General features: G+C 66.7%; 17 protein-coding genes. 10 read left to right on the plus strand and 7 right to left on the minus strand.

Features of this window, described 5'->3' with window-relative positions; translation table 11 throughout:
• Positions 1 to 17: 17 nt before the first annotated feature.
• Positions 18 to 359 (plus strand): DUF5713 family protein, encoded by a 342-nt coding sequence (locus SSPS47_RS17780; RefSeq protein WP_164251954.1) that lies wholly within the window; start codon positions 18 to 20, stop codon positions 357 to 359.
• Between the two features lie 9 nt (positions 360 to 368).
• On the opposite strand, the gene SSPS47_RS17785 is transcribed toward SSPS47_RS17780, so the two are convergent.
• Positions 369 to 716, minus strand: coding sequence for a hypothetical protein (locus SSPS47_RS17785; protein WP_164251955.1), 348 nt, complete (start codon positions 714 to 716; stop codon positions 369 to 371).
• A gap of 404 nt (positions 717 to 1120) precedes the next feature.
• On the minus strand, positions 1121 to 2353 hold the full coding sequence (locus SSPS47_RS17790) for a DNA sulfur modification protein DndB (RefSeq protein ID WP_164251956.1): 1233 nt from the start codon (positions 2351 to 2353) through the stop codon (positions 1121 to 1123).
• Between the two features lie 170 nt (positions 2354 to 2523).
• Between SSPS47_RS17790 and SSPS47_RS17795 the strand changes: the two genes are divergently transcribed.
• From SSPS47_RS17795 to SSPS47_RS17815, 5 genes are all read left to right on the plus strand, one after another.
• Positions 2524 to 4749: an N-6 DNA methylase gene (locus SSPS47_RS17795; protein ID WP_239064951.1), complete on the plus strand. Its 2226-nt coding sequence runs from the start codon at positions 2524 to 2526 to the stop codon at positions 4747 to 4749.
• A 91-nt stretch (positions 4750 to 4840) separates the two neighbouring features.
• Positions 4841 to 6853, plus strand: coding sequence for a class I SAM-dependent DNA methyltransferase (locus SSPS47_RS17800; RefSeq protein WP_164251957.1), 2013 nt, complete (start codon positions 4841 to 4843; stop codon positions 6851 to 6853).
• A gap of 71 nt (positions 6854 to 6924) precedes the next feature.
• On the plus strand, positions 6925 to 8154 hold the full coding sequence (locus SSPS47_RS17805; RefSeq protein WP_164251958.1) for a restriction endonuclease subunit S: 1230 nt from the start codon (positions 6925 to 6927) through the stop codon (positions 8152 to 8154).
• On the plus strand, positions 8151 to 11339 hold the full coding sequence (locus tag SSPS47_RS17810) for a type I restriction endonuclease (RefSeq protein ID WP_164251959.1): 3189 nt from the start codon (positions 8151 to 8153) through the stop codon (positions 11337 to 11339). The genes SSPS47_RS17805 and SSPS47_RS17810 overlap by 4 nt, the downstream gene beginning before the upstream one ends.
• 73 nt (positions 11340 to 11412) lie before the next feature.
• A complete protein-coding gene (locus SSPS47_RS17815) occupies positions 11413 to 11574 on the plus strand; it encodes a hypothetical protein (protein WP_164251960.1) in 162 nt (53 codons plus the stop codon).
• Positions 11575 to 11646: 72 nt separating this feature from the next.
• On the opposite strand, the gene SSPS47_RS17820 is transcribed toward SSPS47_RS17815, so the two are convergent.
• Positions 11647 to 11892 carry a DUF397 domain-containing protein gene (locus tag SSPS47_RS17820; protein WP_164251961.1) on the minus strand — a complete coding sequence of 82 codons (246 nt, stop codon included), beginning with the start codon at positions 11890 to 11892 and terminating at the stop codon, positions 11647 to 11649.
• Between the two features lie 8 nt (positions 11893 to 11900).
• A complete protein-coding gene (locus SSPS47_RS17825; RefSeq protein ID WP_239064952.1) occupies positions 11901 to 12767 on the minus strand; it encodes a helix-turn-helix transcriptional regulator in 867 nt (288 codons plus the stop codon).
• Positions 12768 to 12887: 120 nt separating this feature from the next.
• Here SSPS47_RS17825 and SSPS47_RS17830 point away from each other — a divergent pair, with 120 nt between their 5' ends.
• Entirely contained in the window at positions 12888 to 13385 is a 498-nt protein-coding gene (locus SSPS47_RS17830) for an ATP-binding protein (protein WP_164251962.1), read from the plus strand.
• A gap of 37 nt (positions 13386 to 13422) precedes the next feature.
• Here SSPS47_RS17830 and SSPS47_RS17835 read toward each other — a convergent pair whose 3' ends face one another.
• Genes SSPS47_RS17835 through SSPS47_RS17845 form a run of 3 tightly spaced genes read right to left on the minus strand, consistent with a single transcriptional unit; the run spans position 13423 to position 15574 of the window.
• Positions 13423 to 13686 carry a hypothetical protein gene (locus SSPS47_RS17835; RefSeq protein WP_239064953.1) on the minus strand — a complete coding sequence of 88 codons (264 nt, stop codon included), beginning with the start codon at positions 13684 to 13686 and terminating at the stop codon, positions 13423 to 13425.
• Between the two features lie 59 nt (positions 13687 to 13745).
• Positions 13746 to 15137 carry a hypothetical protein gene (locus tag SSPS47_RS17840; RefSeq protein ID WP_164251964.1) on the minus strand — a complete coding sequence of 464 codons (1392 nt, stop codon included), beginning with the start codon at positions 15135 to 15137 and terminating at the stop codon, positions 13746 to 13748.
• Complete coding sequence (locus SSPS47_RS17845) at positions 15134 to 15574, minus strand: hypothetical protein (RefSeq protein WP_239064954.1); 441 nt, start codon at positions 15572 to 15574, stop codon at positions 15134 to 15136. The genes SSPS47_RS17840 and SSPS47_RS17845 overlap by 4 nt, the downstream gene beginning before the upstream one ends.
• 267 nt (positions 15575 to 15841) lie before the next feature.
• Between SSPS47_RS17845 and SSPS47_RS17850 the strand changes: the two genes are divergently transcribed.
• The 3 genes from SSPS47_RS17850 (at position 15842) to SSPS47_RS17860 (ending at position 21244) form a co-directional block, all read left to right on the plus strand.
• Complete coding sequence (locus SSPS47_RS17850; protein ID WP_164251965.1) at positions 15842 to 17428, plus strand: serine/threonine-protein kinase; 1587 nt, start codon at positions 15842 to 15844, stop codon at positions 17426 to 17428.
• Between the two features lie 37 nt (positions 17429 to 17465).
• The gene (locus SSPS47_RS17855) at positions 17466 to 19604 is read left to right on the plus strand and encodes a UvrD-helicase domain-containing protein (RefSeq protein ID WP_164251966.1); all 2139 of its coding nucleotides are present in this window, start codon (positions 17466 to 17468) and stop codon (positions 19602 to 19604) included.
• Positions 19605 to 19729: 125 nt separating this feature from the next.
• Positions 19730 to 21244, plus strand: coding sequence for an alpha/beta hydrolase (locus tag SSPS47_RS17860; RefSeq protein WP_164251967.1), 1515 nt, complete (start codon positions 19730 to 19732; stop codon positions 21242 to 21244).
• The last annotated feature ends 12 nt before the right edge of the window (positions 21245 to 21256 follow it).

Below are 21256 nucleotides of genomic sequence, written 5' to 3' on the forward strand. Positions count from 1 at the left end.
AGGGGATGGGGATCACCATGCCGGTCACGAACCAGCAGGTCGCCGGGCGTGAGTTTCTGCGGGGGTTGTACCCGGACGAGTACTTCCCGGATCGGCTCCTCGACAAGGGGCGGGTCATCCTCCTGCGGCTCTGCGAGCGCATCGAGGCGGAGCGGCCGGCCGATCTGGCGGCGCTGTACGCGCTGACCGCGGTCGCCACCGAGGAGTTCAACCGGCTGCAGGAGGAGTTCTGGGCGGCGGGGAGCGAGATCGAGACCGTGGCGCGTGACGAGATAGCCGGGGACTTCGCGTTCGTGGCGTCGGCCTACGGGTTCGCGGACGCGGATCTGGAGGAGGTGGTGGCCGAGCGTGATTGGTGACCGGGCCCGTCAGTCGACCTGCCAGACGATGTCTCCACTGCGGCCCGGGGAGTAAGTGACCGTGCCGAAAACCGGACCCGGCCGCCCCACCTCCATGACGAGGAACCCTTCGACGCTCTCGCCGGGCTTGAGCCGTACCACCTGGGGCAGTGCGGGTCCCTGAACGGGTTCGAAGTCGGTGGCGGTCGTGCCCAACGGCTTCTCGCCCTCGCGCGGCCCGACAGCCGCCCGGTGGAGGGGCCGCTCCTCGATGTCCTTCTCTCCCACATTCTCAAAGCTCAGTTCCAGCGCGGCCCAGGACCCTCCCTCAAGGAGCGGCCCCAGTTCCCCGGGCTTCATCTCGGCCGGATCGATCACGCTCCTGAGCGTGTGGACAGCCTTGCCCCCACCCTCCAACTCCCGTGTCACGCTGGTCCCGACGGCCAGTCGCGGGTCCTCCCCGCCACCGGAGCAGCCGGTCACGCCGCCGGCGAGGAGCAGAGCTGTGGCGAGGCACGGAGTGGTGTCCTGGCGCGCATGGAATCCCCCGAGTGGTGCGGTCCCGACGGGCTCGGTCCGACCGGGCGGCCAAGCCCGGTCACCCGTTGGGTGTGCCCGAGCACTTTTTCATATCGGTTGGGGGAGCTACGACGGGTCGCCCTCGCACCCGCGGAACCCCGAATAGCAGGTGGTCACGGCTGTCGTCGGAGGCGGCTTCAGGCGGGAACGCGCGCTGGATGGTTGTGATTGTCACGGCGCGGCGTCCCCGCCTTCCCAATCAGCTACGCCTGAAGGCCGCGGATCTTCCGGCCCGACTCCGTGGCCGGGTAGAGGATCGCGTCGGCCACGCGCCCGCCCGAGTCTTTGACCCCACCGCTGAAGTTGAGGCGCCCGGTGGTGCCCGTCTTTGCGGCGATGCCGTCCCAGTACGCCGCCTCCCGCTCCCAGCGGACGCCGGACAGCAGCCGATGCAGGTCATCGGCGCTCGTGCGATTGAGGGAGTCGGCCCACGGGGTGGCGTGGTGCGCAGCGACGCCGACTCCGGCGATCACGGCAGGAGCCGTGATGGCGCTGCGAGAAGTGAAGGCGTTGGTGTGATCGGCGATGAGACCCGTCAGGAGTGCGACGACTGTGCGTTCGACGAGTTCTCCGTTGGTCCCCGCGGGCAGGTCGTCCTCGTGGATGGTCTCCGCCGAGAGGTTCAGTCCGGAGCGGCCGTACACCGTGGTGATGACGAGCGCTCGCAGCGCGGAGAGCGTCACGACCTCGGCGTCCGTCTTGCCGACCTGGCGCTTGGTGGCGTTGACGAGTTTGCTGAACGGCACGCTCTTGCCGTCGATCTCGACCTTGACGGCTTCGGCCACGCGGTGGGCGAGTTGAGTGGCCAGGTCGCGCTGATCCATGGACATCGAAAGGTTCTTGGAGACTTCGATCCCGAGGACGTTGCGGTCGTGGAAGATCTGCCGGGCATCGGCCGCGGACAGGCCCACGTACATCTCGAACGGGATGCGCACGGCCACGAGCTGCTCGTAGGTGAGCCCGAACTTCTCCGGGTGGTCGAACAGGTCGTGCCACGCGGTCAGTTGGGTCTCGCCGTCGACCGCGACGACAGTCGCGCCCGGTGCGATGGTGACGGTTCGCAGCCCGGTGCCGGACACCAGTTCGTCGCTGATCGCGGCGATGTCGTCGGCATGCCAGAGGGTCATCGGCGGCAGCGACCAGGCGTCAGCCCATTCGCCGTTGATGCCTGCGGCGATGTACTCGGCGTACGACGTGGCGTTCCTGCCCTTACCCGTCGACTTCAGTGTGCGCTGGACCTGGGCACGCATTTCGGCGTGCTGGCGGACCTGGCCGGAGGCGGTCTTCAGTAATTTCTGGTCCTCTTCGCGGCGGGGAGAAGGGACGATCTGGAGAAGCGCGGGGAGAGAGATCGTCCCGATGACCGCGTTCTCGCGGAACGGCATGACGGTGATCCGGGTCCCCTCGATGACGGTGGTGGGCATGGTGAGGCGCATGGCTGCTCCTTGATGGGGTGGTGATCCGACGGGTTACTTCGTCGGCCGCTTGCTTCGGTAAGCAAGTATGAGTAAACAAGTAAGTGAAAGCGCTGTCAAACTAGTTGACGGTGATTGTTGCTGGTGTAAGTTGTTAACAGTTCACTTCTGAGAGGCCAGGACACCACGCCATGCGCCAGCCGTCGTCCACGCAGCACTCGCAGCCTTCGTCTTCGCCGCAGGTGACGGCCGCCGAGATCTCCCGTATCGCGGGGGTCACGCGCGCCACGGTCAGCAACTGGCGCCGCCGGCACGAAAATTTCCCCGTGCCGGTCGGGGGCACGGAGAGCAGCCCGCTGTACGACCTGCGGACTGTGCAGGACTGGCTGGAGAACCGCGGTCACACCTCCACCGCCTCCCCTGCGGAGGAGTTGCGCACGGTCCTGCGCCTGCATGGTGGCTCCGGCCTTGCCGTACGCCTGATGGCCTCGGTGGCCGCCGCTTCGCGCCGCACCCCCGAGGAACTGGCCGAGCTCGCCGCCGCACCCGACGACGAGCTGATCGCCCTCGCCGCCGCCGACGCCGACCGTCTTCGCGAAGCGGTCCCCGTGGTTGAACGCGTTCGGTACGGCGCCAAGGACGCGGGAGTGGTCCGTGCACTCCTGCGGTGCGTACACGGGGCCGGACCGCAGGCCGCTCTCGATGTCCTGGCCGAGCGCGCGCTGGACGAGAGCGCGGCCACCGGCACCTACGAGACGCCGGGAGAACTGGCCACGCTGATGGCGAGCCTCCTGCCGGTCGACGCCGGCTCGGTCTTCGACCCTGCCTGCGGCAGCGGCACGCTGCTCGCGGCGGCGGCCCGCCGGGGAGCGTACGAGCTGTACGGCCAGGATGTCGTTGCCGTACAGGCACAGCGCGCGGCCGTACATCTGCTGCTGGAAACCCCACCGGCAACTGATCCCATCAGGGCTTCCGATCCGGTGGGTGGCTGGGCGGGCGCAGCCACGGTCAGCGTGGGCGACAGCCTGCGCGCCGACGCGTTCTCCGACCTCACGGTGGACGCCGTCCTGTGCAATCCCCCCTTCGGCGACCGGGACTGGGGCCACGAGGAACTCGCGTACGACCCGAGGTGGGCATACGGGCCGCCGCCTCGCTCGGAATCCGAACTGGCTTGGGTACAGCACGCGTTGGCGCACGTCGCGTCCGGCGGCCTCGCGGTCCTGCTGCTCCCGCCCGCCCTCGCCTCAAGGCCCTCGGCGCGTCGTGTCCGGGCAGAACTCGTACGAAGTGGCGCGCTGCGCGCCGTCGTCTCCCTACCGGCGGGCGTGGCGCCGCCCCTCCACATCGGGCTGCACATCTGGGTACTGCGACGACCCGAACCGGGCGGCACGGAGCGGCAGTCGGTGCTGTTCGTCAGTGGTGAGAGGGAACGGGAGAACGCATCGGGCGGTGGTGTCCGCAAGGAGCTGGTCAACTGGTCGGCCCTGACAGCCCGCGTCCTTGACCAGTGGACGGCGTTCTCGGCCGACCCGGACGCGTTCACGGACGAGCCGGGTGTGGCCCGAGCCGTACGTGTCATCGACCTTCTCGGAGACGTCGTCGACCTCACGCCGGCCCGCCACGTGCGAGTGACGGCCACGGACATCGACCCCGAGACACTGGCCCGGCGTGTAGCGGACCTGCACAGCCAGTTGAACGAGCAGCTGGCCGCTCTCGCCGCCGCCACTGTCCACGGGAAGTGGCAGCCGTCGCCCGATGCATCGGCCGGTGCGTGGCGTACGGCTACGGTGGCGGACCTCGCGCGGGGCGGTGCTTTGACCTTGCTGCGGGGGGCGGCCGTGCTGCCGGTCTCGCAGGATTCCGTACGAGAGGGGACGCCGGAGCGTGCGGGCGCGGGTGCGCCCGTACTGACCACCGACGACGTTTCGGCCGGGCGCCCGCCCTCGGGACCTGCCGAACGGCTCGGCGCCGAGGCCACGCAGACCGTGGCCGAGGGAGACGTCATCCTGCGCGGTGACGCCCCCACCGGCGTCCGGCGCCCGATGACCCGCGTCGCCGACGGCACGGACGCGGGCGCCCTGCTGGGCCCGCGTCTCCATCTGCTGCGGCCCGACCCGGCCCGGCTGGATCCATGGTTCCTCGCCGGATTCGTCGGTACCGAGGACAACATCGCGGCGGCCTCGACCGGTACCACAGTCGTGCACGTCAACCCGGGCCGGTTGCGCGTTCCGCTGCTGCCGCTCGAAGAGCAGCGGCGTTACGGCGAGGCGTTCCGCCGTGTTCATGAACTTCGGGTGGGCGCTGTGCGGGTCGCCGACCTGGCGATGGAGGCGGCGGGCGCGGTGAGCGCGGGACTGACGACGGGCGCTCTGCTGCCGCGACCCCCTGACGGAGAGTCGGTCTCCGAATCTGCCTGAAACCAGCCGTTGGCTCAGCCGATCGACCACACTTGAGGCCCATCCGTCCCGTGATGGGCGGTACGTAGTGGAAGGAAACCGGGGAAATCCTTTGAACAGCAGCAAGCACACGGAACTCGCGAACCACGCCTGGTCCGTAGCCGATCTCCTGCGCGGCGACTACAAGCAGTCGGACTACGGCAAGGTCATCCTGCCGTTCACGGTGCTGCGCCGCCTGGAGTGCGTTCTTGAACCGACGCGCGAGAAGGTCGCCGAGACGGTGGCCAAGTACAAGGACGAGGAGATCGACGCCGATCACTTCCTGCGCCGCGCATCGGGGCACTCCTTCTACAACAAGAGCGCGCTGACGTTGAAGACCATCGCGGGCGACCCGCACGGCATGGCGGCGAACCTCCAGCTGTACGTCGGTTCCTTCTCCGACAACGCCCGTGAGGTACTGGAGCAGTACGAGTTCGCCCAGCAGGTCAAGCGGCTCGCCAACGCGGACCTGCTCTACAAGGTCATCGGCAAGTTCACCGACCTGGACCTGCGTCCAGAAGTCGTGCCGAACCACAACATGGGCTACATCTTCGAAGAACTGATCCGGCGTTTCGCGGAACAGTCCAACGAGACCGCGGGCGAGCACTTCACGCCCCGTGAAGTCATCAAGCTCATGGTCAACCTGCTGATCGCGCCCGACGGGGACGCGCTGAGCGTGCCGGGCGTCGTCCGCACGGTCATGGACCCGGCGTGCGGTACGGGCGGCATGCTCAGTGCTGCCGAGGACCACATCACGGCGCACAACCCCGACGCCACGGTGGAGGTGTACGGGCAGGAGCTCAACCCGGAGTCGTGGGCGATCTGCCGTTCCGACCTCATGATCAAGGGCCAGGACCCGGAGAACATCGCGTTCGGTAACTCCTTCTCCAATCCTGGCCAGGAGAAGGGCGCGAAGTTCGACTACCTGCTTGCGAACCCGCCGTTCGGCGTGGAGTGGAAGAAGGTCAGGAGCGAGGTCGAGTACGAGCACGAGAACCTTGGCGACGCCGGCCGTTTCGGTGCTGGGCTGCCGCGTATCAACGACGGGTCGCTGCTCTTCCTCCAGCACATGATCTCGATGATGAAGCCGGTGGACGTCAACGGTAAGGGCGGGTCGCGCATCGCGATCGTCTTCAACGGCTCCCCACTGTTCACGGGCGCGGCGGGCTCGGGCGAGTCGGAGATCCGGCGCTGGATTCTGGAGAACGACTGGCTTGAGGCGATCGTCGCACTGCCGGACCAGCTCTTCTACAACACTGGGATCTCCACGTACTTCTGGATCCTGACGAACCGAAAGAACGCGGAACACAAGGGCAAGGTGGTGCTGCTGGACGCGCGGGACCAGTGGCAGAAGATGCGGAAGTCGCTGGGCGACAAGCGCAAGATGCTGGGTGACGGGGAGGGTGGCAGCCCGGACCACATCGGCGACATCACGCGCCTGTACGGCGACGCGGTGTCGGTCGCGGCGAACGCGGACCACCCGCTGCACGGCAAGGTAAAGGTCTTCGACAACTCGGCGTTCGGCTACCAACGGATTACGGTGGAGCGGCCGTTGAAGCTGCGGTTCGAGGTGACGGAGGAGACGCTGGCGGCGCTGAAGGCGTCCAAGGTCATCCAGAAGCTTCCGAACGCGTCGGTTCTCTTTGACGCGTTCGAGTCGATGGACGTGCGGTCGTGGGCGACGAAGTCCGAGGCATGGGTCGCCCTGAAGGACGCGGCGGTCGCGGCCGGCACGACGTGGCCGACGGGAGCGCCGTTCAACAAGGCGCTGCGGGACGCGATTGGGGTGCGGGACCCGGAGGGCGAGGTCCAGAAGGTCAAGGGCCAGGCGGAGCCAGATGCAGACTTGAGGCACTTCGAAAACGTGCCGTTGGGGGAGGACGTCGAGGAGTACCGGAAGCGGAAAGTGCATCCGCATGTGGCGGATGCATGGATCGATCACCTGAAGACGAGGGTGGGGTACGAGATTCCGTTCACGCGGCATTTTTATGTGTACAAGCCGCCGCGGCCGTTGAAGGAGATTGACGCAGAGTTGAAGGTGCTTGAGGCGGAAATTCAGATGCTGCTCGGGGAGGTCACAGAATGAGTTGGAATCGGCTGTCTCCCGGATCTCCGGTCTCGTGGCCATCCAAGTGGCGAACGGCTCCTCTATGGTCGATGTTCGAACGGGTGAAGGATGTCGGGCATCCTTGTGAGGAATTGCTCAGCGTGTACCGCGACCATGGCGTTGTGAAGCGTCAAGGTCGAGAGGATAACTTCAATAAGGCGGCATTGGATCGAAAGATCTACCAATTGATCCACCCCGGCTGGCTCGCGATCAATCGAATGAAAGCCTGGCAGGGTTCCGTTGGCATCTCCCCCTATAGAGGAATTGTTTCTGGTCACTATATTTGTTTTCGTCCCAACCATAGCGAAGATAATCGATTCCTGAATTGGCTCCTTCGTTCTGCTCCATACGCGGCCGAGTATTCATCACTCTCGCGGGGTGTTCGTCCCAACCAAGTTGAGATCGACAACGAGTGGCTACAGACACTCCTGGTGAAACTCCCCCCACTGGAGTCGCAGCGTCGAATTGCCGACTTTCTCGACGTCGAGACTTCTCGAATTGATCGTTTGATTAAGGTGCGACAAGGTCAAATTTCATTGCTTGAGGAACGTTCCGACGGGCTGATTTTTGATGCCATTCGTGGATCCGAAGAGTCGGCCCGGAGTGAAAGTGGACTTGCCTGGCTCGGCAGCATCCCAACTGGATGGGCGATCATGCCTGTCGGATTTCAATTCGAAGTGCTCTTGGGGAAGATGCTAAACCAGGAGAATGTTCGGGGTTCCGACCTATTGCCGTACCTCAGGAATACGAATGTGCAGTGGGATCGCATTACAACTGATGACCTACTGCTGATGAACTTTCCTCCCGAAGAGCATCGCCGATACGCCGTACGCTCGGGTGATCTATTGGTTTGCGAGGGTGGTGAACCTGGAAGGGCCGCCATCTGGGACGGACGCGTAAGCGAGATCTATTACCAGAAGGCGCTGCATCGAGTGCGGCCACGGGGATACAGTTCGCCTCGATGGCTCTTCTACTGCTTGCGCGCAGCGACGGCGCAGAATGTTTTCGCGGTGGAGGGCAACACAACAACCATCTCTCATCTGACAGGAGAGCAGCTACGGGCTCATAGATTTCCCTTTCCCAGTCGAGAAGTTCAAGATCGTCTGGTGGCACAACTCGATGCGGCAGCTCTTCGCCAGGAGAATTTGATCGCAGCCTTTCGCAGACAACTCGCCCTCCTCGTCGAACGGCGCCAAGCCCTCATCACCGCCGCCGTAACCGGCCAGTTCGACGTATCCACCGCCAGCGGACGCAACGTAACGGACGGAGTCCAGCCATGAGCCCCGCACACGACGAGGCCGCGTTCGGCAACGCCATAGTCGCCGCCATGATCGAGCGCGGCTGGCGCGAGGCTAGGCCCCAGGCGTACCAGGCCGAACTCGGGCTGGACACCGACGAACTGTTCGCGTTCATCGAGGAGACGCAGCCCGACGAGTGGAAAGAACTCCTCTCCGTCTACGGCGGCAGCTACAACGAGGCCCAACGCGGCTTCGCCCAGCGCCTCGACAGGGCCATCGGCGAAGACGGGCTGCTCAACGTCCTCCGTAACGGCCTCAAGGACCGCGGCGTTCGGTTCCGCGTCGCGTACTTCAAGCCGAACCTCTTACCTGACGACTCCGTCCTGAACGGCTACCGCGCCAACCGCCTCACCGTCGTACGTGAACTCCGTTACGCGGCCAAGCAGGCCGACCAGGGCAACGAGCTCGACCTCGCCCTGTTCCTCAACGGAATCCCCGTCGCCACAGCCGAGTTGAAGAACCCGCTCACCCGCCAGGGTGTCGAGATGGCCAAGGAGCAGTACCGCACCGAGCGCGACCCCACCGAGCTGATCTTCACCCGCCGCGTCATCGCGAACTTCGCCATAGACCCGGACCTCGTCTTCGTGACGACCCAACTCCGCGGTGCGAAGACGCGATTCCTGCCCTTCAATACCGGTTCCAACGGCGCCGGCCAGCCCGGCGGCGCCGGTAACCCCGACCCGAGTACCCCTGGCACGTACGCAACCTCCTACCTCTGGGAGCAGGTCTGGGCGCCCGACAACTGGCTTGATCTGCTGCAACGGTTCGCGCACCAGCAGAAGACAAAGACGCCCGGCGGCGGCACGACGAAGAAGACGATCTTCCCGCGCTTCCAGCAGTGGGACGCGGTCAAGAAGCTGACCGCCCACGCCGCCGCCCACGGCCCAGGTCAGAACTACCTGATCATGGCCTCCGCCGGCTCCGGCAAGTCCAACACCATCGGTTGGCTCGCCCACCGCCTCAGCGATCTGCACGCCGACACCGACCCGCGCAAGCTTGACCCGGAGGCCGTGACAGCCGGACGGATCACGCCCGGCGTGCCCGTCTTCGACAAGGTCATCGTCATTACCGACCGCCGCAACCTGGACGCCCAACTCCGCGAGACCGTCGGTAGTTTCTCCCAGACCGAAGGCCTCGTCGTGAAGGTCGACGAGAAGCACGGCGCGAAGAGCGAGCAGCTCGCCCGTGCCCTCTCCCGCGACACGGGCAAGATCGTCACCGTCACCCTGCACTCGTTCCCCGCGCTCATCCACTACATCAAACGCAATCCGACCGAGATCAAGGGCGTGAACTTCGCGATCGTCCTGGACGAGGCGCACTCCTCGCAGTCGGGTGACGCGGCCACCGACGTACGTGCCGCGCTCCGCGAACTCGGTCTGGACGCCGACTCCGACGACGACGGCGCGACATCCGTCGCCGTTTCCACTGAGAAGAAGCTGAAGCGGAAGGCCCTCGAACGCTCTCGCGCGGCCAACCTCTCCTACTTCGCGTTCACCGCCACCCCGAAGGCCAAGACCCTCGAACTCTTCGGCACAGAGCACACCGTGAACGGCAAGGCGGTCTACCGCCCCTTTCACACGTACTCCATGCGCCAGGCCATCGAGGAAGGCTTCATCCTCGATCCGCTGCGCAACTACGTCACGTACAACACGTACTGGAAGCTGGTGAACAAGAACCCGGACGAGCGCGAGGTCGACCCCTCCAAGGCCAACGGCCTGCTCGCCCGGTACGCGCTCACCCACGAGTACACCGTCTCGCAGCACGCCCAGGTGATCGTCGAGCACTTCGTCACGCACTCGCGCGGCCGGCTCGGCGGTCGTGCCAAGTCCATGGTCGTCACGGGCTCCCGGCAGTCCGCCGTGGAGATGGCGCGCGCGATCAAGAGCTACATCAAGGACCGGGAGTACGACACCAAGTACCCGGACCTCGGCGTCCTCGTCGCGATCTCCGGTTCTCTCACCATCGACGGCGCCGAGACCACCGAGGTGAAGGAGAACGGCGGGATCTCCGAGAGCGGGCTGCCGAAAGCGTTCTCGTACGTTCGCGCCGACGACAAGGCCGTGGCCGCGGGTGGACGGGGACAGCAGGAGTACAAGATCCTCGTCGTCGCCGACAAGTACCAGACGGGCTTCGACCAGCCGCTCCTGACGACCATGTACGTCAACAAGAAGCTCACCGGCATCTCCGCCGTACAGACGCTCTCCCGCCTCAACCGCACCGCCGAGCGCAAGAGCCAGGCCGACCTCGCGGTCCTGGACTTCACCAACGACGCCGACGACATCCAGGACGCCTTCCGCCCGTACTTCGAGGAGGCGCAGGCCCTGCCCACCGAGCCGAATCTCCTTTACACGGCGCAGGGCCGCGTCATGTCGGCGCCGATCATCTCCGAGCCGGAGATGGACGAGTTCGCCGCCGCCTACTTCGACGCGGACGAGAAGGCGGCCGGCTCGCAGGCGAAGTGGGAGAAAGCGCACGCGGAGCTGTACCGGTTGCTCTCCCCGGCCGTCGCCCGATTCACCCCGCTCCTTGAGAGCGAGGACGAAGACGACGTGGAGACGGCAGAGGACTTCCGCTCGGCCCTCAACGACTACGTACGCATGTACGGCTTCCTCGCGCAGATCGTGCCCTACCGGGACCCCGAGCTGGAACGGCTCCACCTCTACGGCCGCCACCTCCTCAACCGGCTTCCGCGGCGCGCCGACGGCGGCGTGGACATAGGCGAGATCGACCTCAGTCACCTGCGGGTGGAGAAGACCGGTGAGCACGACAAGTCGCTCACCGCCGAGGGCCCGGCCGAGCTGAAGGGCTTCGGCGAGGGCAAGGGCGGCGCGTCGGAGGTCGAGAAGTCGCTGCTGTCCGAACTGATCGACAAGTTCAACGCCAAGTTCGGCACGGACTTCACCGAAGAGGATGTCCGGCAGCCCTTCGAGGAGGCCAAGGAGGACGGCAAGGTCCGGGCAGCTGCGGTCGTCAACGACGAGGAGAACTTCGGCAAGGTCTTCGACAAGGTCTTCGCCGACAAGATGGCGGACCACATCGACAGTGTTGCCGGCATGGGGCGTCAGTACTTCGGCCCGGACAAGGGCTTCAAGTCCAGCCTGGACCGCAGCGCCCGCCGGGCGGCCTGGCGGATGATCCGCCGCGAAGAGGGCGTGGACGCGGCGTAGTCCGGTACGGGGCGTACAGGAGGGCCCGCGGCTGCGCTCGTACGGCGCGTGGCGGGGCAGCAAGCAGAGAGACGTGGAGATCGGCATCGACGAGCATCAGAGCTTGCGTGACCTGGCGGAGCAGGCCGAGGAGTCCTGGCTCAACCGCCTTGCCGACGAAGCGGAAGCCGAAGGAGTGGATGAGGCGATCTCGCTCGCCGAGATGGCTGCCCTCCTTCACACGCACAGGGTGTGAACTTGTGCAGGAGAGGGTCCCGCGTTGCGTCCGTGCGGCGCGTGGCGGGACTCTCCCGGTCTGCGAGCGGGGTCAGTTGACGACTAGCCCGACGAACCCGGCCCATGCCTCGGGTCCTACGGTCAGCACGGGGCCGGTCGGCTTCTTCGAGTCGCGGATGTGTACGTGGGTGGGGGCGGCGCCGACCTCGACGCACTCGCCGCCTTCGCCACTGCTGTAGCTGCTCTTTCGCCAGGCGATTTCGACGCATTCGCCGCCGTCGCCTGTGCTGTGACTGCTCTTGATCCAAGTCAACTTGGGCACGCTTGGCACGTTCATCCGGCTGATCATTTCTCTCCCAGAAGTCCCTCGACGAACGCCAGCGATTCACGCGGAGTGAGAGCCTGTGCGCGGATGATCCCGTACTGCTGCTCGATATCCCGCACTACCGTCCGCTCGGTGTGCAGACGGCTGTCCCGCTGAACCTCAACGTAGGCCATCCTCCGCCCGTCGAGTTTCTCGATCAAGGTGAACGGTCCCGCGAGACCGCTGTGTTCCATCCTGTCGGTAGGCATCACCTGGAGCTCGACGTTGCGTCGCTGCCCGAGAAGAAGCGTCTGCTCCAACTGCCCCTGCATCACGTGCCATCCGCCGATTGGACGCCGTAACACTGACTCTTCAACCACGAAGCTGAGTGTGGGCAGAGGCTGGCGGGCAAAGATCCCCTGGCGGGCCAGGCGTGCCGCGACGCGGCGTTCTACTGTCTCCTCGTCCAGGAGTGGACGGCGCACTCTGAACACGGCACGTGCGTACTCCTCGGTCTGCAACAGGCCTGGCACAGCCAGCGTCGCATAGACATGAAGGGACACCGCTACTGCTTCCAGTCGAGCCATGTCTCTGAAGAACGGTGGGTACTCCGCCCGCGCCACCTCCTCCTTCAGCGCCTTCAACACGCCCCCGGCGTCCAGCACATCATCCGCCCGGTCGATGAACCGCGGCTGCGGGATCCGTCTGCCCTGCTCGAAGGATGCGACCGACTGGGCCGCGTATCCCACCCGTTTCCCGAACTCCGTCCGGTCGAGGCCTGCCCGAGCGCGCAGCAGCTTCAACTGCCGGCCGAAGGCCACGACCACTCCCGAGCCCGGCTCGTCCTCCGGCCGCGGTCCGGCATCCGCGTCCGCACGCGTATCGGCGTCCATCTCGTCCCGCGTCATACCGTCACCTGTTCCACACCCGTTCCACGCGCGTACACGCCGTACGCCGACGCGTACAAGCGGTCCGCGACGGCGAGTCACCCCTGGTCACGCTATGCCACCGAGCGTCACCGTGTGGGCATGAACGGAAAACCGCCACTTCCCGTACGTCCCGTCCGTGTCACCCAACCCCCCGCCCCCACAAATCACTTCACGATGCGCTTCTCCTCAACCCCGCGCGGCGCCCGTCTGGTGCGATGCCTGGCCGGGGAGCGCCTCGACGCGTGGGGCATCGCCTACGGGAGCGAGCCACACGACGCGCTGACGCTGATCGTCGCGGAACTCTGCGCGAACGCCGTGTGTCACGGGCGCGTGCCCGGCCGCGACTTCCGGTTGGGTCTGACCGTCGCGCAGGCACCTGACGGCGCGTCCGTCGCTGTGGAGGTCACCGACACTCGCGGCGAGAAGCTGCCCGAGCCATCCCCCGCCCCCGCCGGTTCACCCGACCCACCCGACGACGCGGACGGCGGCCGAGGGCTCCTTCTCGTTGCCGCGCTCGCGGACGACTGGGGCTGGTACCCCCGCTTCGACGGGCCGGGCAAGACCGTATGGGCCACGTTGCACGCCGTATCCCGGTAGGTGCCCGCGCCGGTCACCACCCCGCCCGCGGCTGACGTCAGCCGCCGAACGCCCAGCGGACAGCGGCGACCGCAGCAAGGACCAGTGGCGGAACGAGCCACCCGCGTCCCATGGCGCGGCGCACCGTAGGAGGGATGACTGTGATGAGCAGCGCCACAGCACTGAGAGCGATGGTGAAGAAACATGCCAGGGTGATCGCGCCGTATGCGTCCTTGTCCCACGTCCCCGACGGGCGGATGGTCAGCGCGTAGTAACAGCAGCCGGCCGCGAGGGCGTAAAGGATCAGCAGGGGTACGGCCATGACCCATCGAAGGCAGCCTTGATCCTCGGCCGCACGCGCAGCTTCCGAGCGGTCGAGCATCAGCGCAGCGCGTCCCTTGCGTTGTCGAGGTGGTTGGTGAAACCCCGGCCGTATCCCTGGGCGTCCTCTTCCGCCCAGTACGGTCCGCCGTTGTACCGCGCCGCGAGCTCCTGGTACTGGGCGGGTGTCATTTCCTCCGGCGGCACGTCGGCGAACTCGCTCTCCGCTTTGAGCTGAGCGAGGTACTCGGATGCGATGAAGATGTTCTGTCCTGGATCCTGGAGAGACTCCTCCACAACCGCTCGCTGGTGTTCGGTCAGGTTGTCCGGGTCGTAGCCGAGCACTTCGGCCCCCCGGCGGACCTGGATCGCGATGGGACCGAAGGACGTCTCATCGGGACTTCCACCGAGACGCCCCGGCAGGTTCTCCGGTGAGATGGGGCTCAACCCCCAGGGGGCGTCGGCCTGTTCGCGGATCGTATCGACTACATCGTCCGCGATTCCCGGCTGGCCGCCGATCTCCTGCCAGGCGATACCGGCGACCATGTCGGCGGGCAGCCCCGAGTTTCTCGCTGCGGCCTGAATGATCTCCTTGTTCGCGGCGATCCATTCCTTCCGATCCTGGTCCGTGGACGGCAGATCCCAGTAACTGTCCTTCGCCCCGGGCAGGTTGGCCACTTGCATGCGGATGTCGCGGAGCGTCGGCGAGATGGGGCGCTCTCCGACCGGCAGGGCGTAGTCCTGCTTGGGGCCGCTGCCAGGGAGGTGGGTAAGGGGATTTTCACTCGCTTCACGGGCTTCACCCCGCATGGCTGCGATGGCGGAGAAGATGTCCACACGCGGCACGGAATTCAGCCTGAATTCGGGCAGTAGGTCGTACGCCGCCTTCATTCCGTGTACACAGATGTCACGGGCTTCCTTCTCCGTGGTCTTGGCGAGGTGGAAGTCCCCTCCTGCGGCGTCGTGCAGCCGGTTCGCCTGGTCTTTGATGTCGTCGATGTCCATGGTGAGTTCGGCGAAGAAGTCGAGGACGCCCGTGGTTCCCCGCATGTCCTCCCACTGGCGCATGGGCTCCGCATCCTGTGCCTCACGGGTGATGGCGGTGCCTTTGGTGCCGATCAGATCGGCCAGTGCCCGTTCGTTCGCCTTGCCGTTGGAGTAGTGGCTCTTGGCTGTCTCCAGCGCATAGGCGTAGTTGCGCAAGGCGCTGGTGGCCTTGCCGTACCCTGCTGAGATGTCCGTCAGTAGCTTGCGCGCCTCCGCGACGCGTGCTTCGTAGCGCTTGCTTCCTTCGCTGTGCCAGTGCGTCTTCTTTTCCGCTCGCTCGGCGGGCTCGTCGAGTTCCACCAGCATGTCTCGTATCCGTTTGAATTCGTCGGCGTTCCGCTCCACGAGTGCCGGGTTGCAGCCTTCCAGGAATTCGACGTCCTTGCGGTAGCTCAACCCGCTCACTTCGCCTCCGGTGCCACGTACTGGCCATAGCGCAGGACGCTGTCGAGGAAGCTTTGGGCGGTGCCGTCGTCCACGGTCACGAAGTTGGTCCCGGCGGACTTGAGCCGGGTGGCGAGAGCCGCGAAGAGTGCTATGGAATCCTGGAACTGGTCGTCGGCGAAGCGGCTGAAGCGCTCGACCTGTGCGGCTACATCGCTGTGTGTCCTGGGTTCCCGGGCCATGGTGCTCAGGTCTCCGTCAGGTCTGCCTTCGTAGAGGAAGCCCGCGATTTCGATGAGCAGATTGGCATTGCCGTTGATCGAAGCAGTGTTGTAGTCCAGGGTCCCAGTGGCGGTAGTGCCGCCAGGATCCGCTGGCAGTTGATTGAGCTGCATACCGGCGGACCGGCGTGCCAGCGCCTCGGCTTTGAGCTCGGCCCACTCCTCGTCGAACGTCATACGTCCCCCATCAGCGACGACCTCACCTCACGAGCAGTGGATGATGCTACCGAAAGGGCAGTTGGGGGCACCGGGGTGTCAACTCGCGGCATGTCGAGGGGAGTTCTGAAGGCCCTGGGCGTGCGACCGGGAAGAGGTTGCCCGAGCCACGCCCCATTCCGTCACCGCTGGACTACGCATCGCGATGTCGAGAGACTCGTCTCCCAGTCACGTCAGGGTGACGCCAACGTCGCATCGGTGTCACGCACATGCACACACGGGGGCAACGTGCCACAGCAGCCGATCGCCGGTCGTTACGAACTCCTGGAGGAGCTCAGCAACGGCGGCATGGGGGACGTGTGGCGCGGCTACGACGCCGTACTCGACCGACCGGTGGCCGTGAAGAAGATCCGGCAGCAGGCGGTCGTCGGCTCTCCGCAGATCGCCGAGGAGTTCGCCAAGCGGTTCCGTCGCGAAGCCCGCATCACCGCGCGGATCCAGCACCCCGGTGTGCCTCAGGTGTACGACGCGGTTCTCGACGACACGCACGAGCGGCTGTTCCTGGTGATGGAGTTGGTCGACGGGGTTCCGTTGTCCACGTACATCAACCCCGAGCGACCTCTGCCGGTCAGCTGGGCGGCAGCCGTGGCGGCGCAGGTCTCCACCGTGCTCTCATACGCGCACGACGTGCCGGTGATCCACCGCGATCTCAAGCCGGGCAACATCCTCGTCGCGCGCGACGGGACGGTGAAGGTTCTCGACTTCGGCATCGCCGCCATGTTGCGGACCGATGTCACCAAACTGACGGCGACGGGCAGCCCCATCGGCACGTACCAGTACATGGCGCCCGAGCAGGTACGCGGCGGGCGGACCACACCGCAGACCGACCTGTACGCCCTGGGTTGTGTCCTGCACGAACTACTGAGCGGTCGCCTGCTGTTCACGGCGGACAGCGAGTACATGGTGATGCATCAGCACGTCAACGCCGCCCCCACACCGTTGCGCGCCCTGCGCCCCGACGTGCCGAGCGCTCTGGAAGAACTCGTCCTGCATCTGCTGCTGAAGGCGCCCGAGTCACGGCCGGCCGATGTGCAGGAGGTCTACGAGCGGCTGCGGCCGTTCCTGCCGTCGCCTGGTGAGCAGGCCGTCCCGGGTGAAGGCGGCCCGGACGGGGCGCCCGACCCGACCGGGATCTTCCGCCGCCCGTACGCACCGCGCGCCCGCGCCGCGCAGGGTGGGGCGACGCCCGCCGTCGGCGTGAACGCCGCTCAGGCCGCTCCTGTCCCCGTCCCCGCTCAGCTGAGTGAGGAGATCAGGGACGCGTACGCCCACTCCGACGCCCTGCTTGAGGAATGGCGGTTCGGGCAGGCCGTCGAAGTGCTGAGCGAGATCATTGAGCCCGCGGCGCGTGCTCTCGGCACGGACAACCCGAAGGTCTTGGAGTTGCGCATGCGGCGGGCGGCTGTTCGCCTGCTCGGCGGCGACTATCGTGCCGCGCTGCCCGAGTTCGACGCCCTCGCCGACGCCTTCGCGCGGACCGGTGGACCCACGGGCGAGCGGGCACGCGCCTGCCGGGCCCAGGCCGCCCGCTGCCGCGCCGAACTCGGCCATGTCACGGAGGCGTTGGGGGCTCTACGCGGCGTACTCGATGTCGTCCGGGCCGTCGACGGTGACGTGAGTGAGGAAGCCGTCGAACTCCGGCGGGACATTGGAATGTTGCTGTTGGCCCAGGGACTTGCCACCGAGGCCGACCTGGTCCTCGGACCGCTCCACAACGACTTGGTCCTGGTGTTCGGCCCGGCTGACGAAATGACCGAAGAAGTAGCCGAAGCACTTGCCGTGATTCGCCTGGACCTTGACGGAAACGCCACTTGAGCCTGCGTTTGGCGCAGGGAGGAGAGAACAGCCCACCATGCCGCACCTTGCCTTCGACATCGGTTTCTGCGCACAGCTCGCCAAGCTTCAAGGCACCGTCAAACAAGGCGTGTTCGATGCCTGGGAGAAGTTCGAGCGGCTGACCCTGGACGAGTTGTTCAAGGACCCAGGGCTGAGGCTGGAGACGCTGAAGAGTGCGCGCGATCGGCATATCCGGACGATTCGGATCGATCAGGGAACGCGGGGAGTCGTCCTCGCGCCCGACAGCGGCGACACCTACGTACTTCTCCGGGTGATGCCACACGACAAGGCGATCGACTGGGCGATCAAGCAGAAGGCGAGTATCAACACGGTCACCCGTGCCGTCGAGATCCGTGACATCGCCATGCTCGACGAGCTGACGCCCGCCTACGAGCGCATCGCCCCCGACGCGGACCGGCGGTTGTTCGCCAAGGTCTCCGACGGGGACCTGGCGGCACTCGGGATCGACGACACCACCCTGCGGCAGGCTCGTGTTCTCACCGATGTCGAACAGTTGGAGGTCTTCGCGCCCTACTTCCCTCAGGACCAGCGCGAGGTTCTTGAGTACTTGGCCGCAGGCTTCACGGTGGAGGAGGTGTGGCGTGACGTCGTCTCCGTCAGTCTTTCGACGACCGCGCCGTCCGACGAGCCTGTGGACACCGCGGACTTCGCCACCGCGATCCACCGCACTCGCACCCGTATCGCTCTCGTCACCGGGTCCGAGGAACTGCGCGACATCCTGGACAAGCCCTTTGCCGCCTGGCGGGTCTTCCTTCACCCCTCACAGCACAAGGTCGCCTACCGGGCGTCCTACTCCGGGCCCGCCCAGGTCACCGGCGGCCCCGGTACGGGCAAGACGGTCGTTGCCCTCCACCGCGTACGGCATCTGCTCGGGCATCTGCGCGACGGTGATCGCATTCTGTTGACGACCTACACCAACGCACTCGTCGGTGCACTGCGCAGTGGCCTCGCGGCTCTGATCGAGGACGAGGGGCTCCGGGACCGGGTGGACATCATGACCGTGGACGCGTTCGCGGGCCGGGTCGTGTCCACCTCGCGTCGGCCACTTCGCGGCGGGGAGGAGGAATCTCGTTGGGCGGAGGCTGCCGAGGCCGTCGGGTTCGCCGGCACCGCGCAGTTCCTCACCCAGGAGTACAAGCATGTCATCCTCGCGCAGCACCTGCGCTCTCAGGAGGAATACCAGGCCTGCGAGCGCAGGGGGCGCGGCAGCGCCCTGCCGGCCTCGGCACGTGCGTCGGTTTGGCGCACCGTCGAGGAGTTCACCGGGCGGCTCGCCGCTGATGGACTACGCACCTATCTCGGTACCTGTGCCGAGGCCGCCGATCAGCTGGAGTCGGACGGCCCCCGTTACCGGCATGTGGTTGTCGACGAGGCGCAGGACCTGCATCCCGCGCAGTGGCGCCTGCTGCGGGCGGCTGTCCCGGCCCGTCCCGACGATCTCTTCATCGCGGGCGACCCCCACCAGCGCATCTACGACTCGAAGGTGTCTCTGAAGACTGTCGGGATCAAGGTCGCGGGCCGGTCGACGAAGATGCGTAAGAACTACCGCTCCACGCACGAGATCCTCAGTTGGTCCACCGCCCTCCTCGTGGGCCGCCCGTTCGCACAGCTGGCGGACGATGCCCGGAACGAGACGCTGATCGGTTACCGTTCCGCGCTGCACGGCAGCGGTCCGGACGTGTATGCCGCAGCGTCGGAGGACGCCGAGTTCGACGCGTTGGTGGAGCGTGTCCGCCGTTGGCTCGACGACGGGGTCGCACCTGGTGACATCGGCGTGAGCGCACGCTTCAACAAGACGTGCGACCGGGCCGCCGAGCGACTGCGTGCCACGGGTGTCGCTGTCGTACGGCCGCGCGGACATGCCTCAGAAGACACCGACGCCGTCCGGATCGGCACCATGCACTCCTTCAAGGGACTGGAATTCCGTTGCGTCGCGGTCATCGGGACGCACGACGGGGCAATGCCGTATCCGGGGGCGATCACTCCGGTCGAGCTGGACAGGCTTCAGCATGAGGCTGATGTGACGGCCGAACGCTGTCTGCTTTTCGTGGCGTGCACTCGAGCCCGGGACGGGCTGTACGTGTCGTGGTCGGGGACACCGAGTCCGTTTCTGAGCGAGGCAGGCGCTGCCTGAGGTTCTGCCGAGCACCGCGAAGTGGTGCTTTCGCTCTCTGAGTCAGGCCAGGTGGGGATACCCCCACCTCCTGGATGCCTGCCTGCCGCATGGGAAACAGCCGCCCGCTCAACAACCCTTGCACCATGACGACTTACCGGAACAACAGCCGAAAGACACTCCTCCTCGCCCTCTCCGCCGCCGTCGTGGCCGGGTCGCTGGCCGTCGCCGGGCCCGTCGGGGGCGCGCGGGCCGTCGAGGGTGGGGGCGGGCTGGAGTGGGAGCCGTGCGCGCGGGCCGGGGGGCCCGCCGGGCAGGAGTGCGCGGAGTTGGAGGTGCCGCTGGACTACGGGAAGCCCGGCGGGCGGCAGTTGACGCTCGCCGTCTCGCGGGTGCGGAGCGAGGAGCCGCAGGCGCGGCGCGGGACGCTGCTGTTCATCCCCGGCGGGCCCGGCGGGTCCGGGGTGCAGGCGCTGACCAGAAAGGGGAACGCGCTGCTGGGAGAGCTGGACGGCGCGTACGACGTCGTGAGCTTCGATCCGCGCGGGGTCGGCGGCAGCACGACGGCGAGTTGCGGGCTCGACGCGGACGACCGGTACCTGGCGAAGCTGCGGTCGTGGCCCGGCGCCGACGGGCGGATCGGCGAGAACGTGGCCCGCTCGCGCCGCACCGCCGAGGCGTGCGACGAGAACGGGGGCGCGGTGCTGCGGAGCTTCACCTCCGCCAACGAGGTGCGGGACATCGAGCGGTTCCGGCAGGCGCTGGGGGAGGAGAAGCTGTCGGCGTGGGGGACCTCGTACGGCACGTACATCGGTGCCGTGTACGCGCAGAAGTACCCGGAGAGGACCGACCGCTGGGTGCTGGACAGCAGCGGTGACCCGGACCCGACGCGTGTCGAGCGGGGCTGGATGGCCAACACGTCCAGGGCCGTGGAGGACCGCTTCCCCGACTTCGCCGCCTGGGCCGCCGATCCGGACCGGGACGGCGAAGGGCTGCGGCTGGCCGAACGGCCCGAGGACGTAAGGCCGTTGTTCATCGCGCTCGCGGCCCAACTGGACCGTGAGCCCAAGGAGTCGACCACCGAGGGCAATCCGCTGACCGGCGCCATGCTGCGGCAGGCGTTCCTGAACGGCCTCTACGGCGACTCGGTCTTCCCTCAGCTCGCCCGGCTCGTCCTGGCGGCCCAGGACCCGGCCGCCAGGCCCGTCCTGTCCCCGGACCTCGCCCAGCCGCTGCGCGACGAGGACGCGTCGGTCACGATCGCAGTGATCTGCAACGACGTGCGCTGGCCGGCCTCCGTGGGCGGATACGCGCGGGCCACGAAGGAGGACCGGGCCCGTTATCCGCTCACCGCGGGCATGCCCGGGAACATCCTGCCCTGCGCCTTCTGGAAGAACGGCCCGGCGGAGAAGCCGACCCGGATCACGGACCGGGGCCCGTCCAACATCCTGATGATCCAGAGCCTGCGGGACCCGTCCACCCCCTACTTCGGCGCTCTGAAGATGCGTGAGGCGCTGGGCGACCGCGCCAGGCTCGTCACCGTGGACCAGGGCGGCCACGGCATGTACCTGGCCAACGGCAACGCGTGCGGCGACAGCTTGGTCACCGCGTTCCTGACGACGGGCGAGCGCCCGGAGCGGGACGTGTACTGCGCGAGCTGAGCCGTTCCGCCG

Source organism: Streptomyces sp. S4.7 (assembly GCF_010384365.1).
Classification (GTDB): domain Bacteria; phylum Actinomycetota; class Actinomycetes; order Streptomycetales; family Streptomycetaceae; genus Streptomyces.

Coding starts and splice junctions, on each gene's coding strand:
- SSPS47_RS17825 (WP_239064952.1), bottom strand. CDS start 12,767: ATGACGCGGGACGAGATGGACGCCGATACGCGTGCGGACGCGGATGCC.
- SSPS47_RS17830 (WP_164251962.1), top strand. CDS start 12,888: ATGAACGGAAAACCGCCACTTCCCGTACGTCCCGTCCGTGTCACCCAA.
- SSPS47_RS17835 (WP_239064953.1), bottom strand. CDS start 13,686: ATGGCCGTACCCCTGCTGATCCTTTACGCCCTCGCGGCCGGCTGCTGT.
- SSPS47_RS17855 (WP_164251966.1), top strand. CDS start 17,466: ATGCCGCACCTTGCCTTCGACATCGGTTTCTGCGCACAGCTCGCCAAG.
- SSPS47_RS17845 (WP_239064954.1), bottom strand. CDS start 15,574: ATGACGTTCGACGAGGAGTGGGCCGAGCTCAAAGCCGAGGCGCTGGCA.
- SSPS47_RS17780 (WP_164251954.1), top strand. CDS start 18: ATGCCGGTCACGAACCAGCAGGTCGCCGGGCGTGAGTTTCTGCGGGGG.
- SSPS47_RS17860 (WP_164251967.1), top strand. CDS start 19,730: ATGACGACTTACCGGAACAACAGCCGAAAGACACTCCTCCTCGCCCTC.
- SSPS47_RS17805 (WP_164251958.1), top strand. CDS start 6,925: ATGTTCGAACGGGTGAAGGATGTCGGGCATCCTTGTGAGGAATTGCTC.
- SSPS47_RS17810 (WP_164251959.1), top strand. CDS start 8,151: ATGAGCCCCGCACACGACGAGGCCGCGTTCGGCAACGCCATAGTCGCC.
- SSPS47_RS17820 (WP_164251961.1), bottom strand. CDS start 11,892: ATGAACGTGCCAAGCGTGCCCAAGTTGACTTGGATCAAGAGCAGTCAC.
- SSPS47_RS17790 (WP_164251956.1), bottom strand. CDS start 2,353: ATGCGCCTCACCATGCCCACCACCGTCATCGAGGGGACCCGGATCACC.
- SSPS47_RS17795 (WP_239064951.1), top strand. CDS start 2,524: ATGCGCCAGCCGTCGTCCACGCAGCACTCGCAGCCTTCGTCTTCGCCG.